16 protein-coding genes are annotated in these 15,407 nt (G+C 62.4%); 10 read left to right on the forward strand and 6 right to left on the reverse strand.

Annotated features, from left to right (window positions below):
* Positions 1 to 83: 83 nt before the first annotated feature.
* The gene (locus V6M87_RS02015) at positions 84 to 1,034 is read left to right on the forward strand and encodes an SDR family oxidoreductase (protein ID WP_332848055.1); all 951 of its coding nucleotides are present in this window, start codon (positions 84 to 86) and stop codon (positions 1,032 to 1,034) included.
* On the opposite strand, the gene V6M87_RS02020 is transcribed toward V6M87_RS02015, so the two are convergent.
* The 3 genes from V6M87_RS02020 to V6M87_RS02030 form a co-directional block, all read right to left on the reverse strand.
* Complete coding sequence (locus V6M87_RS02020) at positions 965 to 1,516, reverse strand: glycine-rich domain-containing protein (RefSeq protein WP_332848056.1); 552 nt, start codon at positions 1,514 to 1,516, stop codon at positions 965 to 967. The genes V6M87_RS02015 and V6M87_RS02020 overlap by 70 nt on opposite strands.
* Positions 1,517 to 1,743: 227 nt before the next feature.
* A complete protein-coding gene (locus V6M87_RS02025) occupies positions 1,744 to 2,490 on the reverse strand; it encodes a glycine-rich domain-containing protein (RefSeq protein ID WP_332848057.1) in 747 nt (248 codons plus the stop codon).
* A gap of 264 nt (positions 2,491 to 2,754) precedes the next feature.
* Positions 2,755 to 4,614 (reverse strand): CHASE domain-containing protein, encoded by a 1,860-nt coding sequence (locus tag V6M87_RS02030; protein WP_332848058.1) that lies wholly within the window; start codon positions 4,612 to 4,614, stop codon positions 2,755 to 2,757.
* Between the two features lie 204 nt (positions 4,615 to 4,818).
* Between V6M87_RS02030 and V6M87_RS02035 the strand changes: the two genes are divergently transcribed.
* Positions 4,819 to 5,979 (forward strand): esterase-like activity of phytase family protein, encoded by a 1,161-nt coding sequence (locus V6M87_RS02035; RefSeq protein WP_332848059.1) that lies wholly within the window; start codon positions 4,819 to 4,821, stop codon positions 5,977 to 5,979.
* A gap of 259 nt (positions 5,980 to 6,238) precedes the next feature.
* Here V6M87_RS02035 and V6M87_RS02040 read toward each other — a convergent pair whose 3' ends face one another.
* Together V6M87_RS02040 and V6M87_RS02045 are read right to left on the reverse strand one after the other, a co-directional pair.
* Positions 6,239 to 6,574, reverse strand: coding sequence for a hypothetical protein (locus V6M87_RS02040; protein WP_332848060.1), 336 nt, complete (start codon positions 6,572 to 6,574; stop codon positions 6,239 to 6,241).
* 69 nt (positions 6,575 to 6,643) lie between these two features.
* On the reverse strand, positions 6,644 to 8,398 hold the full coding sequence (locus V6M87_RS02045; protein ID WP_332848061.1) for a glutamine--tRNA ligase/YqeY domain fusion protein: 1,755 nt from the start codon (positions 8,396 to 8,398) through the stop codon (positions 6,644 to 6,646).
* A gap of 164 nt (positions 8,399 to 8,562) precedes the next feature.
* Between V6M87_RS02045 and V6M87_RS02050 the strand changes: the two genes are divergently transcribed.
* The 5 genes from V6M87_RS02050 (at position 8,563) to V6M87_RS02070 (ending at position 11,487) form a co-directional block, all read left to right on the forward strand.
* Positions 8,563 to 8,853, forward strand: coding sequence for a DnaJ domain-containing protein (locus V6M87_RS02050; protein ID WP_332848062.1), 291 nt, complete (start codon positions 8,563 to 8,565; stop codon positions 8,851 to 8,853).
* Positions 8,854 to 8,879: 26 nt separating this feature from the next.
* Positions 8,880 to 9,401, forward strand: coding sequence for a hypothetical protein (locus V6M87_RS02055; RefSeq protein WP_332848063.1), 522 nt, complete (start codon positions 8,880 to 8,882; stop codon positions 9,399 to 9,401).
* Entirely contained in the window at positions 9,398 to 10,177 is a 780-nt protein-coding gene (locus tag V6M87_RS02060) for a hypothetical protein (RefSeq protein ID WP_332848064.1), read from the forward strand. The genes V6M87_RS02055 and V6M87_RS02060 overlap by 4 nt, the downstream gene beginning before the upstream one ends.
* A 29-nt stretch (positions 10,178 to 10,206) precedes the next feature.
* Positions 10,207 to 11,157 carry a hypothetical protein gene (locus tag V6M87_RS02065; RefSeq protein ID WP_332848317.1) on the forward strand — a complete coding sequence of 317 codons (951 nt, stop codon included), beginning with the start codon at positions 10,207 to 10,209 and terminating at the stop codon, positions 11,155 to 11,157.
* Positions 11,158 to 11,235: 78 nt separating this feature from the next.
* The gene (locus V6M87_RS02070) at positions 11,236 to 11,487 is read left to right on the forward strand and encodes a hypothetical protein (RefSeq protein WP_332848065.1); all 252 of its coding nucleotides are present in this window, start codon (positions 11,236 to 11,238) and stop codon (positions 11,485 to 11,487) included.
* A gap of 51 nt (positions 11,488 to 11,538) precedes the next feature.
* On the opposite strand, the gene V6M87_RS02075 is transcribed toward V6M87_RS02070, so the two are convergent.
* Positions 11,539 to 12,471 carry a LysR family transcriptional regulator gene (locus V6M87_RS02075; protein WP_332848066.1) on the reverse strand — a complete coding sequence of 311 codons (933 nt, stop codon included), beginning with the start codon at positions 12,469 to 12,471 and terminating at the stop codon, positions 11,539 to 11,541.
* 105 nt (positions 12,472 to 12,576) lie between these two features.
* On the opposite strand from V6M87_RS02075, the gene V6M87_RS02080 reads away from it, so the two are divergent.
* Genes V6M87_RS02080 through mgrA form a run of 3 tightly spaced genes read left to right on the forward strand, consistent with a single transcriptional unit; the run spans position 12,577 to position 15,397 of the window.
* Positions 12,577 to 13,350, forward strand: coding sequence for an SDR family NAD(P)-dependent oxidoreductase (locus tag V6M87_RS02080; RefSeq protein WP_332848067.1), 774 nt, complete (start codon positions 12,577 to 12,579; stop codon positions 13,348 to 13,350).
* A 14-nt stretch (positions 13,351 to 13,364) separates the two neighbouring features.
* Entirely contained in the window at positions 13,365 to 14,351 is a 987-nt protein-coding gene (locus V6M87_RS02085; protein ID WP_332848068.1) for an aldo/keto reductase, read from the forward strand.
* 8 nt (positions 14,352 to 14,359) lie between these two features.
* Positions 14,360 to 15,397 carry an L-glyceraldehyde 3-phosphate reductase gene (mgrA, locus tag V6M87_RS02090; RefSeq protein WP_332848069.1) on the forward strand — a complete coding sequence of 346 codons (1,038 nt, stop codon included), beginning with the start codon at positions 14,360 to 14,362 and terminating at the stop codon, positions 15,395 to 15,397.
* Positions 15,398 to 15,407 lie beyond the last annotated feature (10 nt).

Raw genomic sequence — 15,407 nt, forward strand, 5'->3', positions numbered from 1 at the left:
GGGGGGGGCGCGAGGGTGGATTTTACACCGCTTCGGGCTGTGCACAGCAGCGCTGCCTGCTGGTGCTCCCGTACAATTGCGGCATGACTCCTGCCCAATCTTCCTTCTCACTTCCACGTCTGCTCATTGTCGGCTGCGGCGATGTCGGCATGCGCCTGCTGCCACTGGTGCGCGACCGGTTTCGCGTGTTTGCCGTCACCAGCAATCCGGCGCGCTGCGCCGAACTGCGCGCGGCCGGCGCGATTCCCGTGGTGGCCGACCTCGATCTGCCGCATACGCTGGCGCGCCTGTCGCGGCTGGCGCCGCTGGTGGTGCACATGGCGCCGCCGAAAGGGGAAGGCGCAAGCGATACGCGCACGCGCCACCTGGTCCAGGCGCTACGCGGCGCCACCCGGCTGGTCTATCTCAGCACCAGTGGTGTGTATGGCGATTGCCACGGTGCGCTGGTCGCGGAAACCCGCACGGTGGCGCCGCACAATCCGCGCGCGCGGCGCCGCGTCGACGCCGAACGGACACTGCGCGCCTGGGGCCGGCACAGCGGCAGCCAGGTCGCCATCATCCGGGTGCCAGGCATTTATGCGGCCGACCGGCTGCCGATGAAGCGCCTGGCCGACCAGGCGCCGGCCCTGCGTGCCGAGGACGATGTATTTACGAATCATATCCACGCCGACGACCTGGCGCACATCGTGGCGCTGGCCTTGTTCCGGGCGCGCCCGGGACGGATCTACCACGCGGTCGACGATACGCACATGAAGATGGCGGAATATTTCGATGTCGTGGCCGATGCGTTTCAGGTGGCGCGGGTGCCGCGCCTGGCGCGTGCCGAACTGGCGGCGCAGGCGTCGCCGGTGACGATGTCGTTCATGTCCGAGTCGCGCCGTCTCGACAATGGCCGCATCAAGCACGAACTCGGTGTGCGCCTGCGCTACCCGGATGTGACTGCGGCAGTGCAGGCGATGGCGGCTCAGGCCGGGATGGCGTTGACGGGTGCTGCAGCGGACCGGGCAATCGTCGGGCCGGCGGAACCGCAATAACTGACGGCCGAGCCGCAATAGCTGACGGCGCGACCGCAGTAACTGACCGCCGAGCCGCAATAACTGACCGCCGAACCGCAATAGGATTTGGCGCCGGTCGCGGCCGGCAGGGCGCCGAACGTGGCCTGGTAAAGCGACGCCATGCGCGCGGCGCGCCGGAACCTTTCCGGCGCTTCGCTGGCACCGGCCAGGCCCACGGCAGGGTCGTGGTGCAGGAAGTAGCCGAATGCGGCGGTGCAATCGGCCGCATATTTCATGGTGTCGAGAATGTGGTAATGCCAGAAAGTATCGACCTCGACGCTGGGAACGGTTTGCTCGGTCGGAAACGCTTTCATCAGGTACAAAAAACGCCGGTATTCCACTTCGGCAGCATCGACGCGGGCGCGGCTCCAGCCTTCGCCGCTTTCCACATGGCACAATTTGGTTTTGATACGATCGAGGTCGAGGGCCGCGATGGCGGCAAAGGCGGTTTGATTGATCATTATTAACATCCTTGGCTGGTTATCGTCGTCGTGATTTCGATGTATGCAAACCACATATTGTCGATGTGGAACTACGTACATGACGAATATCAATATCGGACAGATAACTCAGCTGGTTGTTGATAATTATCAAAGGCGAGCAAAAAGACGAGCTACTCCTTGAACTTTTTGGGTTGGCAGCGATCGGCAAGCAAAAAGGCTTGTCGATCGCGGGGATGACTAGCGCATCAGCTGGCTTGCTGGACGGTCAGCAGGATGTCCGGGCCGACCTGCACTGCGGTCGGCCGCGCCGCACCGCACCATGCCATTTGTGGCGTCGCGGTGGTCGCACCGCACCACGCCAGTTGTGGCTTCGCCGTGGTCGCACCGCACCATGCCAGTTGCGGCGCCGCCGTGGCCGAGCCGCACCACGCCAGTTGTGGCGCCGCCGTGGTCGCACCGCACCACGCCAGTTGGGGCTTCGCCGTGGTGGCACCGCACCACGCGACGGCCTGGCCGGCAGGGGCCGCCGTCGTGGCGCCACACCAGGCCGTCGCCTTGGCCGCCGCCACGCCGCACCATGCAGGCGCGCTGGCGATCGCGGCCGGCATGCTGGCGCCGAAGGTCGCGGCGTACAGTTCCTGCATGCGCGCGCCGGCGCCGTCGCGTGCCGCGGCGTCCTCTTCGCCCGCCAGGCCCAGGTAAGGGTAGTGGTGCAGGAAGTAGCCAAACGCGGCAGCGCAGTCGGCTGCATATTTTGCCGTGTCCAGAATATGGTAGTGCCAGAACGTGTCCACATCGACCAACGGCGCGGTCGACTCATTCGGATACAGCTTCATTAAGGTCAGAAAACGCCGATACTCCGCTTCGACGCTGTCGGTGTGGGCCGCAGTCCAGCCTTCTCCCGATGCGGCATGCATCAGCTTGGTTTTGATGGGGCCCAGATCAAGGGCGTTGATGGCATCGATGGCGCTGGAAGTTTGCATGGTATTCATGGAAGTTCCTTCATTTCGGCGTGATTAATATGGGTTTTATGCTGCTGCAGTACGTTGCTGCGATGGGTTTGTCGATCCGGCTTGGGCCTCCTTTTCGGGTTCGTCGATGAAGCCGACTTTGCCCGAGATCAACAGGAAAGGATTGATCCACGTCAATTCTTGCTCGGTGGATTCTTAGTGCCGAGGGGCGTCGGCTGACAGCGCGCCGTGCCATATGGAAGGTGTGGGAAAAAACCGACTCAGCAGGGCGCTGCGCCGGTGCCGTCAGACCCGCGTCAGCGTGCGCATCAGTGCCGCAGCCTGCACTGGTGGCGGCATGATCGGCGCCGGGACTGCCAGGTTCAGTGCTGCCGACACGCTCACTTCGATCGTCGTGCCGGCGCCGGGACGGCTGGTGACGGTGAAGGCGCCGCCCAGGATCTTGACCCGTTCCTCGATGCCGACCAGGCCGAACGAGCCCGGATTGTCGCGCTTGGCGGAATCCATGCCGACGCCGTTGTCGCTGATGGTCATCGTGATGCGCGCATGCAGCAAGCGCAATTCAACGCGCACGCGCGTGGCCTGGGCGTGGCGCGAAATATTCGTCAGCGATTCCTGCAGAATGCGGAACAGCGCCGTGGCGCAGCCATCGTCGATGGCCATGTCGTCCAGGTCTTCCATCACATCGCAGGCAATCCCGGTGCGCTGGCGAAATTGCGCCACTTGCCAGTCGACTGCCGCGCCGAGGCCCAGATCGAGCACGTTCGGACGCAGGTCATTGATGATCTGGCGCACGCTTTTGATGGTGATGTCGATCTGCTGCAAGGTGCGGCGCGCGCGCGCGTGCAACTGGGGGTGGCGGGCGCTGGTGCGCGAGGCCAGCAAATCGGCTTCGATGCGCAGCGCCAATAAATTCTGGCCCAGGTCGTCGTGGATTTCACGCGCAATGCGCTTGCGCTCGCCTTCCTTGATATTTTCGGTGTGGGCGGCCAGGCGGCGCAGGTTCTCATTCGAAATTTGCAGGCGGCCCTCGCTGCTGCGCAGTTCCTGGGTCATGTCCTGGGCCAGCTTCAGGGCGCGCCGGCGCGACGAGGCCAGCGTGTGGAACAGGGCATACAGCAGGGCGCTGCTGGTGACCCCGGCCAGCATGGCCAGCCAAGGGACATAGGCATCGAAACCGGTGTACAGGTTTTGCTTGTGGATACTGAAATGGGCTTCCCAGCGGCGTCGGTTGAATTCGACCGGTAGCGCCACGTGGAAGTACTGGCCGTCCGGGTTCAGTGCCGACGTCTCGCGTTCTTCGCCCGACATGCTGTCGTACAGCACCTGCGGCTGGCGCATGGCTTGCACGGCGAGCGCTTGCGGATCGATCAGGCGCAGGCGCACGTCGTGCACCGGGATGTCGTCGAGCGCGCCTTTCACGAGGTTCTGTACCGAAAAGCCGATGCCGACCGAGCCGACGTAGGCGGCGCGCCGCTCGGCAACCGTGCTGCGCGGCAGATCCGAGCGGTAAATCGGCATGCGCATGCCGAGTCCGACGGTGGTCGAGTTGAGCGTGACCTTGGTACCGGACGAGGTCGGCAAGCCGGTGTCGCGCGACTCAAGCAGCGAGGCTTCCACCGCCGGCAGGATCTGCAAGTCTGTGCCGAATTTTTTGGCCCATGCCGAGATCGGCTCGATATAGGTCAGCACCGTGTATTCGGCGCGCCGGCCGGGTGGTTTGATGGCGAACGCGGGGTAGCCGGACGCGACCTTGGCCAGGTCGTCGCGCTGCACGGCCTCGAACGCGGCGCGCTCGGCGTCGGTCACGTGGCGTGCAAAATTGATGGTTTCGATCCCGGGAAATTCCTTTTCCAGGTTCAGGCCGTCGACGTAGCGGTGAAATTGCTCGCGTGTCAGGTCGTTCTGGGTCTGGAACAGGCTGGCGCTGCCGCGCAGGACATCGGTGTAAGTCTTGATGCGGCCCGTGATCGCGCTTTGCGCCGTCAGCGCCATATTGCGGAAGCGTTCTCCGGCGTCGGCCTCGATGGTTTTCTCGGTGGCGGCAAAGAACAGGCCGCCGACCGAGCATGACAGCACCACGCCGGTCCAGTAGGCCGGTAGCCATGTGAGGCGGCGTGGAAACGGGCTGGACGAAAGGTGCATGGCGATCCTCGTAACACCCACTGGGGAATGTGCCTGGGCTCGCTTCCAATAGTAGCTTTCAGTATCAATGAAGGCAATACCGGCGATGCTTGCGACGCCAATTCGGCCCGTTCCATGCAGTGGGCATTCCTGCTGAGCAAAAAAGCCTGACGTAGCGTAGGATTTGCGTGCTTTCAAGCATCCATCAACCCGACGCAGATCAACATGACTCCCAGCCGATTTACCACTTTGCGCTTCGCCATCCTCTCCCTGGCCAGTGCCGTCCTGCTGGGCGGCTGCGCCCAGTTGCCGCCGGCGCGCAGCGCAGCGGACACGATTTCCCAGCTGCGCCTGATCGGCGAGCAGCGTCTGCCCCACCGGCCGGTGTTCAATGGCACCATCGTCGGCGGCCTGTCCGGCATCGACTACGATCCCGTCCATGGCGACTGGGTCATGATTTCCGACGACCGTTCCGAGCAGAATCCGGCCCGCTACTACCGCGCCCGCTTGCGCTACGACGACAAGGCGTTTACCGCAATCGAGCTGACCTCGGTACATACCATGCTGCAGCCGGATGGCAGCCCTTATCCATCGAGCAAGCAGTACCCCGCGCGCGCCGGGGTGGTGCCCGACCTGGAGGCGGTGCGGATCGACCCGCAGGACGGCAGCCTCTGGTACACCAGTGAAGGCGACGTCAAGCTGGGCCTGCACCCCTTCGTGCGCCGCGCCGCGCCAGATGGACGCTACCTGGCCGAACTGCCGTTGCCGCCGCTGTTCAAGGTCGACCAGGCGAAACGCTCTGGCCCGCGCGACAACCAGGCGTTCGAAGGCCTCAGTTTCGCCCCAGACGGCAAGACGCTGTGGGTCTCGCTCGAAGGGCCGCTGTACCAGGACGGTGACGTGCCCGATACAGCGCGCGGCGCGGTGAACCGCATCACCCATTTCGCGCGTGACGGCAAGGTGCTGGGCCAGTATGTGTATCCGCTCGGGGTGCTGCCTGCCGCGCCGGGCAAGGGCAAGAACGCGGACATCGGCATTGCGGAGTTGCTCGCGATCGGCCCGAGCCGCCTGCTGGCGCTGGAGCGCGCCGGGATCGAGAACGATGCCGGGGTGTACACGACCTACGTGCGCATCTACGAAATCGACACCGCCGGGGCCACCGATGTCAGCAGCCTGCCGACGCTCGCGGGTGCGTCGTACCGCCCTGCAGCCAAACGCCTGGTGCTGGACCTGAACGCGATTGGCTTGCCCACGGTGGACAACCTGGAAGGCATGGCGTTCGGCCCGGTGCTGCCGAATGGCCACGCCAGCCTGGTGCTCATCTCGGACGATAATTTCAGCAAGAAGCAGGTGACGCAGGTGCTGGTGTTCGACGTCATTCCATAGATCCCAAGCCACTTCCAAAAAACAAGTGCTCAACAATTAGGGTCAGAGTAGATTTATCGAGCAATTTTCCATAGTTGTCGATTAAATCTACTCTGACCCTCATTCTTTTCAGCGTCGAACAATTGCCCAACAATTAGGGTCAGAGTAGATTTATTGAGCAATTTTCTATAGTTGCCCAATAATTCGACACTGACCCTATAGGCCCGGTTTTTTGATACGCGCTGTTTTCGACATCGGTTGATTGCCCGGCACCGGACGATCAGCCTGACGCATCGAGCGCGGCGAACCACCCAGCATACGGCGTGTTTGCGGCCATCTTCCGGTTGAAATCCGGTGCGCCATCGGTCCACCAGACCTGGCCACGCTCACCGAGGCCATGTTTTGCCGCATCGACTGCGGCGCGCGCGCTGCCCTCGGCAGCGGCGTCGCCTGCCTTCAGCGCCAGCCCGACTTCGCGCCGTGCCCGCATCAACTGGTTCACCAATGCCTGGCGCACGTCGGGTGCCAGGCCCGGATTGCTGGTACGCCACAAGCGGCCCTTTACGACGAAGTAGCGGCCGTCCGGCGTGTGGGGATGTGGCTGGTTTGATGGCATGGCCCCACTATACAAAAAAGCCCGCCGCGGCGAACCGGGGCGGGCTTGATAGCGTGCGCGGCAATCAGCTTATTTCCAGCTGTCCTTCAAGGTCACGGCGCGGTTGAAGACCGGTTTGCCAGGCGTCGAATCGACGCTGTCGGCAACAAAGTAACCGTGGCGCTCGAACTGGAAGCGCTGCTCGCCGACCGCGGCCGCCAGCGACGGCTCCAGGTAAGCCGTCACGGTTTCCAGCGCGTTCGGATTGAGGGCCAGCTTGAAGTCTTTACCGCCAGCGTCCGGATTCGGGTCGAGGAACAGGCGATCGTACAGGCGCACTTCCGCCTCCAGTGCGTGGGCTGCGCTGACCCAGGTAATGGTGCCCTTGACTTTATAGGTGTCGGCGCCCGGCGTGCCCGATTTCGAGTCTTCGAAATAGTTCACGTGGACAGCGATGACCTTGCCGTCCGCATCCTTGTCGAAGCCGGTGCACTCGGCGATGAAGCCGTATTTCAGGCGCACGCGCGAACCCGGTTTGTCGGCCGTCGGCGGCGTGAAGCGGAAATAACCCTTGACCGGGGTTTCCATGAAGTCTTCCTGCTCGATCCACAGTTCTTTGCTGAACGGGAAGGCACGCGACCCCATTTCCGGATGGTGCGGGTGAACCGGTGCGCTGCACTCGACCGTTTCGCCCGCAGGGAAATTGTCAACGATCAGTTTCAACGGACGCAGCACGGCAATCGCGCGCGCCGCCTTCGGGTCGAGGTCGTCGCGCAGCGAACCTTCCAGCGTGCTCATGTCGATCCAGGCATCGGCCTTCGACACACCAATGCGCTCGCAAAACAATTGAATCGATTCCGGCGAGTAACCGCGGCGGCGCAGGCCGACCAGGGTTGGCATGCGCGGATCGTCCCAGCCGGACACGATGTTTTCGTCCACAAGCTGGCGCAGCTTGCGCTTGCTCATCACGAGGTAGGTCAGGTTCAGGCGCGAGAATTCATACTGGCGCGGCACTGGTGGCGTGAAAAAGCCGCCCGGTGCGAGGGTGGCCAGCAGCCAGTCGTAGAACGGCCGGTGGTCGGTGAATTCCAGCGTGCACAGCGAATGCGTGATGCTTTCCAGCGCATCCGAGATCGGGTGCGTGTAATCGTACATCGGGTAGATGCACCAGGCGTCGCCCGTGCGGTGGTGGTGCGCGTGGCGGATGCGGTACAGCGCCGGGTCGCGGTTGGTCATGATCGACGATGCCATGGCGTCGTCGCTCATTTTGGCGCGCAGGATGTGGGCGCCATCCGGGTACTTGCCGGCCTTCATGTCGCGCAGCAATTGCAGCGATTCGGCAGCCGGGCGGTCGCGGAACGGCGAATTGGTGCCGGGCGTGCCGAAGTTGCCGCGGTTTTTGGCCATGTCATCTGCGCTCTGGCTGTCGACATAGGCGTGACCGTGTTCGATCAGGTATTCCGCCATTGCGTACAGCTGGTCGAAGTAGTCGCTGGCGTAGTGCAGGTAGGCCTGGCCGCCTTGCTCCCACGAAAAGCCGAGCCATTTGACGCTGTCCATGATGGTGTCGACGTATTCCTGGTCTTCTTTTTCCGGATTGGTGTCGTCGAAACGCAGGTGGCAGCGGCCGTTGTAATCGCGCGCCATGCCGAAATTGAGGCAGATCGACTTGGCGTGACCGATGTGCAGGTAGCCATTTGGCTCCGGCGGGAAACGGGTGATGACAGACGGCATGCCCGGACGATCGTGCGTCCCTGCGGCAATGTCGTTGTCGACGATCGCACGCAGAAAGTTGGACGGCGGCGCATTGGCCGCAGGCGCCGCGGAATTCTTTTCAATGCTCATGGAAACTTGCCTGGGTGAATAAAGTAACAGCCATTTTACCGTACCCGTGTCGCTGTCGCGGCCCGGGCTGTGGCGGCATACAATCGCGCGGTGTTTCCGGATAAACCCGATCTGGAGGATAATGATCGATTAGCCTTTTTTTCGCTTGCCACCGGAAAGTTCAAATGGAAAATTACTACGCGACTCTGGGCGTGGCCCCGAATGCCAGCGATGACGAGATCAAGAAGATCTACCGCTCGCTGGCCATGCGTTATCACCCCGACCGCAATAGCGCGCCGGGCGCCGAAGCGCGCTTCAAGGCCGTCAGCAAGGCCTATGAAATCTTGTCCGACCCGGTCAAGCGCGAGGAATACAACCAGAGCGTGAACCACCGCATCGTGCTCGATGCCGAAGCTGAAGCCCACGCGTTGTGGCGCCAGGTGTTCAGCCTGAACGGCGTGGCACTGGCGGCGTAAATTTTTTATAAAGAACAGGAATCACCATGACACGAGTACATCCCGAATTTGCTTACCAGTCGCGCGAGCTCGACGGCCAGATCGACGGCATCCTGGGCGACCCGCCCAACAAGAAAAACTACAAGATGATGGTCGACGCGCTGGTCTCCGAGTATGCGGGCGGCGGCGGCATCGAAGATGTCAACATGATGAGCTTTGCGCTGGTCGACCGCATCAGCTTCACCGATCCAAAAGGGTTGTTGAAAGCCGCCGCCGACTATGAAAGCGACGATCCGTCCAGCGTGTTCGGCATGGCCAAATGCGATGCGGAAGGCGAGGCAATGTACGCCGCCATGACCGAGCACCATCCGGAACTGGCGCGCCAGGCCATCATCACGGCGTTCCTGTTCAAGAACCAGCGCAAATGGGAAGACGACGACCAGTCGCTCGAGCAACTCTCGAAAGACGACGACGGCGCGCAGGACTACGACGAGGACAGCCACGATAGCGATGGCGGCGCCACCGACGACTTCGCCAACGTGTTCGACCAGGATGGAGACTCCCGATGAGCGAAAAGAGCAATCTGCCGGCACTGTCCAAACAGGTGAGCGAGCTGGTGCTGGCCGGCTCGCTGGCCCATGCCGAAGAAGCGTTTTCGCAAGCTGCCGAGACCCATGGCGACCTGGCTGTCGCCGAAGTGCTCAGCACGCTGGCGCCACAAGTTACCGCGCTGCACCTGGCCGGTTTCGACGGCGGCAAGACGTCGCTGGCGACCTTGCTGGTGCCGCCAAAAGCGTGGGCCGACAGCCTGGCGTTCTTCGCCGCGGTGTGGTCGGACGACAATATCGAGGACGACCCGGAGCGCCTGGCCGAGTCGCTGTTTTCGCACGTGCATGGCGTGGTGTATTCCACCGACGACCTGGAACGCCGGCGCGAACTGCTGTTTGAAGCCACTGCCACCGACCACGGGGCCACCATTTTCGCGACGCTGTTTTCGTTGGCGCCAAAAGAAATCCTGGAAGTGGCCGGCGAAATCATCACCAAGGGCGCGTATGTGACGGGCCAGACCTCGTCCGACAGCGATATCGTGCCGGTGGCCATCGACCTGGCCCAGGCCAGTGAAGACGGCTGGGACCGCTCACTGTTTGAACTGTTCCCCGAGTTCCGCCACAGCGCCGATCTGGCCGACGCCGAGTTCACCGACGACCCGGACGAAGAGCAGCCCTTCATGCAGCGCTCGACCAAGGAATTGCTGTACCGCTTGCGCAAGCAGGTACCGTCGACGCGCAGCACCACGTCGAAACGCAGCGGCCGGCGCAGTATCGGCACGGATATCTTCTCGTGACCGGGGTGGACAAGACGGCGGCGCCGAACATGCTGCCGGCCCTCGTGGTCGAGCAGTTGCCGCTGCTGATACGCGCCATGCGCAAGCTGCCGCAGATGGGGCAGGATGACGACGCCGAAGGGCTGGCCGAGGAATTGGCCGGCATCACGGCCATGGTCGCCGAGAAATTCACCAACGACCGCACTGCCGAAGGTATCGGCCGCGCGCTGTTGTTGACGGTGGGCGTGGTGTCGCTCGGCCTGGAGCAGGAAGCAGCCCAGGCGGCAGCGCAGGATGCCGCTTACGACGACCTGTTCGACGATGAGGACGATGAGGAAGAAGAGGAAGAGGTCGACCTCGCGCCCGATGCGGCGGCCCTGGTGTGGCTGATCGAGCATGGCGCCGAGCAGGCCTTCCAGACCGGCTTCCGTCTGGTGCGCGACCTGGCTGCGTTGCCGGAAGATACGCTGGTCAGCGAATACGACAACGACCCCGTGTATTCGGCGCGGCGCATGAAGGATTTATTGGTCGATCTGTGCAGCGCCGAGCCAACCGAAAATTGGACCGGCTGGGACCGCTATCGGCAGGAACTGAAGCAGCGCAAGGGCGTGCAGGCAATCGTGCGCGCAGCCAACTGGTTGCGCCGCCACCACAGCGACGGTCCGGTGGTCGATCCCGACCTGAATGCCGAGGGTGTGATTGCCATGGCGATCATTTTTGCTGTCGAAGGGGGCGGGCGCATCGTCGCGCGCGCGGGACAGAAAGAGTTTGAACGGTTTGTGAAATCGGTGCGCAAGAACAAGCCCGATTTTGAAGCTGGCTGGAAGCAGTTGCTGGAAAAAATCCCGGCGCAGCACCAGGAAATCATGGTCGACCGGATTGCGACGTACCGGGAAAGCTGCACCGTGCTGCAGAAAATCGGTACGCGCGCGGCCATGAAGACCTTGCTCGGAGAGATGGAGAATTATGCGGGGTCGGAGCTGGATGCGGAGTATCCTTAACGCAAGCACGCACGCATGCAGCAGCGGCCGATACCAATGGTACACACATCAAACGGTTGGACTCCTGGAGGAATAATTTTGAATGAGAAAATTGTTTTGAGAATTTCTGATAGCGTCTGCGTGGATCTGGATGGCATTAAGCTGCAGTCGACAAATGACGTTGCCGAAGCGCTGGAAAAAATCAGCGCCAAACATCCGACTGCGACTGTCTCCATTGAGGCCGACGATTCCAATCATTACGAAGCCATCGGCAAAGCGATTTACGGCAGCCATCGAGCTGGTTTTTCGGGCGAACGACTGCGCATTCTCGTCGATGGGCAGATTTTGTAATGCTGGCTCGGGCGCGGCCAGGTGCACCCCTTCGCTCACACCTAATTTCAGTCAGTGCAAGGGGGGCAGCAATTGCTGTCCGCGAATAATATCTATCAGCGTACGCAGGGCCGGATGCTTGTGCCGACGACTGCTGTAGTACATATGGAACGGTTCGCCATCGGCAGCATGGGCGTCGAGTACCACGCGCAGGCTGCCGTCGGCAAGCTCGTCGGCGATGCGGCTCTCGAGCAGATAGGCCAGGCCCACGCCGGCTTTGGCGGCGCTGATCGTGGCGGCCGTGTTGTTGATGGTAATCAGGCCGGGCACGCTGATGCCGCGCTTGCCCCTTGCCTCATCCGCCTCGTTGCCATTGAGCTCCCAGCGGTAGGTTGAATTGTCTCCCAGCAGCAGTTGCAGGCAGCTGTGATCGGCCAACTCGTCCAGGCGCCGCGGCTCGCCGCGGCGCGCCAGGTAGGCCGGGGCACCCGCGACCACCCAGCGCTGTGGGCCGGACAAGGCGACCGCAATCATGTCTTCCGGCACATAGTCGCCATAGCGGATGCCCGCGTCATACCCTTCGGCAACGATATCGATGGGCCGGTCCTCCACCACCACCGTCAGTTTCACGTCCGGGCAAAGGCGCGCAAATGCGGGCAGGGCCGGCGCGATCAACAGATGGGCCGCATCGGCAAACACGTTGATGCGCAGGGTGCCGAAGCGGCGTGCGCCCGGGGCGTCGATCTCGGCGAGCGCGTTGCCGATCATATCGAAGCCTTCTTCCAGCCGCCCCGCCAGCGCCAGGCCGGTGTCGGTCGGGGCGACCGCGCGACTGGTCCGGTTCAGCAGCTTGGCACCCAGGCGTTCTTCCAGCCGGCGCATTGCATGGCTGGCCGCTGACGGCGTCACACCAAGCTGGATCGCGGCGGCCTTGAAGTTGCGCGTGCGCATAATGGTGAGGAAGACCCGCAGGTCGGCAAGTTCGACACGATCAAAAACAGACATAAGTGAATTGGCCTTAACGCTTCAATGAATCCTGCTCACTTGAAATTTTAGCATCGCGGCGCGCAAGCACAGTACGATCTTTGCTGTCCTAACTGGAGACAGACCATGACCGCACCACAACTGACGCTGGCGGACCTTTCCGGCAAGCGCATCCTGATTACCGGCGGCTCGACTGGCATCGGCGCGGCCGTGGTGCTCGGCTTTGCCGCGCAAGGCGCGCAGGTCGTATTGCACTACAACGCCAGCGTTGAGCCAGCCGAACAATTGCGCGCGCAGTATCCCGGCCAGATTACCCTGCTGCAGGGTGACCTGTCCGCAGCGGGCGAAGTGGCGCGGGTGGTCGCCGAGGCCGCGCGCCTGCTGGGCGGGCTTGACGGCTTGATCAATAACGCGGGCAGCATGCTCGGGCGCATTCCCACCACCGAGGCGACCGATGCGCATTTCGACGCCGTGCTGGACCTGAACGCCAAGTCGGTCTGGCAGGCCAGCATTGCCGTTCATCCACACCTGAAAGCGGCCGGCGGCGGCTTTATCATCAACACCACGTCGATTGCCGCGAGGAATGGCGGCGGCAATGGCGCGGTGCTGTATGCGGCGGCAAAAAGCTTTGTCAGCAACCTGACGCGTGGCCAGGCCAAAGAGTTCGTGGGCGACAATATCCGCGTCAACGCTGTGGCCCCGGGACTCATCCTGACGCCGTTCCACGTGCGCGATACGCCTGCGTCCATGATGGCTGCGCAGAGCGCCACCATTCCGATGGGCCGTGCCGGTCTGCCACAGGAATGTGTGGGTGCCTTTTTGTTTCTCGCATCCGAATCGATGTCCGGCTATATCACCGGACAAATTATTGAAGTAAACGGCGGGCAACTGATGCCTTGATTGGAAAGATCACCATGAAATTACGACCATTCGGCCGCACCGGCCACAACATCTCCGAAGTCGGCTTCGGCGCCTGGGCCATCGGCGGCGCGTGGGGCGATGTCTCCAGCGTGGATGCCAAGGCGGCGCTGCATGCTTCGCTCGACGCCGGCACCAACTTTATCGACACGGCGGACGTCTACGGCGACGGTCGCTCCGAGCGCTTTATTGCTGAAGTGCTCAAGGAACGCGGCGGCGCACGACCGTATGTGGCCACCAAGGCCGGGCGCCGGCTGACGCCGCATGTGGCCGATGGCTACAACGAAGAAAATCTGCGCGCGTTTGTCGAGCGCTCCCTGGTCAACCTGGAGACCGATTGCCTCGACCTGGTGCAGCTGCACTGCCCGCCGCCGGACGTGTATTACCGTCCGGAAGTATTCGACATCATGGACCGCATGGTCGCCGCCGGCAAGATTCGTCACTACGGCGTATCGGTGGAAAAAGTGGAGGAGGCGCTGAAAGCGATCGCCTACCCGAACGTGGCGTCGATCCAGATCATCTACAATATTTTCCGGCAGCGCCCTGCGGAGCTGTTTTTCGCGGAGGCGAAAAAACGCGAGATCGGCGTCATCGTGCGCGTGCCGCTGGCGTCCGGCGTGCTGACGGGAAAAATGCGTGCCGATACGGCATTTGCGGCCGACGACCACCGCGCTTTCAACCGCAACGGCGAAGCGTTCGACAAGGGCGAAACTTTCTCCGGCGTGCCGTATGACGTGGCACTCGACGTGGTCGAAGAAATCCGCCGCCTGGTGCCTGGCGATGTCACCATGGCGCAATTTGCGCTGCGCTGGATCCTGATGGAAGATGCCGTCAGCACCGTCATTCCTGGTGCCAGAAATGCCGAGCAAGCCGCCGCCAACAGCGCCGCCAGCAACTTCCCTGTACTGCCATCGGAAACAATGGATGAACTGCGCAGCATCTATCAGCACCACATCGCACCATTCGTGCATCAGCGCTGGTAGGGGGCAATATGGACTATCGCGCAGCAGAAGACCGGTATGAACAAATGCAGTATCGTCGCGTGGGGAAAAGCGGACTCCAGCTGCCCTTGCTCTCGCTGGGACTTTGGCATAACTTCGGCGACACCACGCCGTTTTCCACGCAGCGCGAGATGCTGCGCACGGCATTCGACCTGGGCATTACGCACTTCGATCTGGCGAATAACTACGGACCGCCGTATGGCAGCGCGGAGTGCAATTTCGGCCGCCACTTCAAGGACGATTTCAAGCCCTACCGCGATGAATTGATCATTTCCAGCAAGGCAGGCTACGACATGTGGCCCGGGCCCTACGGTCAGGGCGGCGGTTCGCGCAAATACATGCTCGCCAGCCTGGACCAGAGTTTGCAGCGCATGCAGCTCGATTACGTCGACATTTTTTATTCGCACCGCTTCGATCCGCACACGCCGCTGGAAGAAACCGCCGCTGCGCTGGCGCACGCAGTCCAGCAGGGCAAGGCCCTGTATGTCGGCGTGTCTTCCTACTCGGCGTCGCATACCGCGCAAATGGCGCACTTGCTGCAAGAGTGGAAAGTGCCTTGCCTGATCCACCAGCCGTCGTACAGCCTGCTCAACCGCTGGGTCGAGAAGGAAGGCTTGCTCGCCAAATTGAAGGAGGAGGGCATCGGCTGCATCAGCTTTTCGGCGCTGGCGCAAGGCCTGCTTTCCACCAAATATCTCGATGGGGTGCCGGCCGATGCGCGCATCAATCGGCCCGGTGGCGGCTCGTTCAAGCCGGAATTCCTCAGCGACACCAATTTGCAGCGGGTACGCGACTTGAACGCGATCGCCCTTCGGCGTGGCCAGACGCTCACGCAGATGGCGCTGGCCTGGGTGCTGCGCGACCCCACCGTCAGCTCCACGCTGATCGGCGCATCGAGCAGCGCACAGATCCGCGAGAACGTGGGCGCGTTACGCAATCTCGCATTTTCTCCGGAAGAGCTGCAGGCCATCGACGCCGTGGCGCAAGATGGTGACATCAATCTCTGGCGCAGGTCATCGAGCGATTGATTTGAAACGG

The sequence above is a fragment of the Massilia sp. S19_KUP03_FR1 genome (genome assembly GCF_036688685.1).
GTDB lineage: Bacteria > Pseudomonadota > Gammaproteobacteria > Burkholderiales > Burkholderiaceae_D > JALYUM01.

Excerpts from the sequence above, each read along its gene's own strand:
- V6M87_RS02060 (WP_332848064.1), top strand. The coding sequence starts at position 9,398 with ATGAGCGAAAAGAGCAATCTGCCGGCACTGTCCAAACAGGTGAGCGAG.
- V6M87_RS02050 (WP_332848062.1), top strand. The coding sequence starts at position 8,563 with ATGGAAAATTACTACGCGACTCTGGGCGTGGCCCCGAATGCCAGCGAT.
- V6M87_RS02015 (WP_332848055.1), top strand. The coding sequence starts at position 84 with ATGACTCCTGCCCAATCTTCCTTCTCACTTCCACGTCTGCTCATTGTC.
- V6M87_RS02035 (WP_332848059.1), top strand. The coding sequence starts at position 4,819 with ATGACTCCCAGCCGATTTACCACTTTGCGCTTCGCCATCCTCTCCCTG.
- mgrA (WP_332848069.1), top strand. The coding sequence starts at position 14,360 with ATGGACTATCGCGCAGCAGAAGACCGGTATGAACAAATGCAGTATCGT.
- V6M87_RS02065 (WP_332848317.1), top strand. The coding sequence starts at position 10,207 with ATGCTGCCGGCCCTCGTGGTCGAGCAGTTGCCGCTGCTGATACGCGCC.
- V6M87_RS02075 (WP_332848066.1), bottom strand. The coding sequence starts at position 12,471 with ATGTCTGTTTTTGATCGTGTCGAACTTGCCGACCTGCGGGTCTTCCTC.
- V6M87_RS02020 (WP_332848056.1), bottom strand. The coding sequence starts at position 1,516 with ATGATCAATCAAACCGCCTTTGCCGCCATCGCGGCCCTCGACCTCGAT.
- V6M87_RS02030 (WP_332848058.1), bottom strand. The coding sequence starts at position 4,614 with ATGCACCTTTCGTCCAGCCCGTTTCCACGCCGCCTCACATGGCTACCG.
- V6M87_RS02045 (WP_332848061.1), bottom strand. The coding sequence starts at position 8,398 with ATGAGCATTGAAAAGAATTCCGCGGCGCCTGCGGCCAATGCGCCGCCG.
- V6M87_RS02040 (WP_332848060.1), bottom strand. The coding sequence starts at position 6,574 with ATGCCATCAAACCAGCCACATCCCCACACGCCGGACGGCCGCTACTTC.
- V6M87_RS02085 (WP_332848068.1), top strand. The coding sequence starts at position 13,365 with ATGAAATTACGACCATTCGGCCGCACCGGCCACAACATCTCCGAAGTC.
- V6M87_RS02025 (WP_332848057.1), bottom strand. The coding sequence starts at position 2,490 with ATGAATACCATGCAAACTTCCAGCGCCATCGATGCCATCAACGCCCTT.
- V6M87_RS02055 (WP_332848063.1), top strand. The coding sequence starts at position 8,880 with ATGACACGAGTACATCCCGAATTTGCTTACCAGTCGCGCGAGCTCGAC.
- V6M87_RS02080 (WP_332848067.1), top strand. The coding sequence starts at position 12,577 with ATGACCGCACCACAACTGACGCTGGCGGACCTTTCCGGCAAGCGCATC.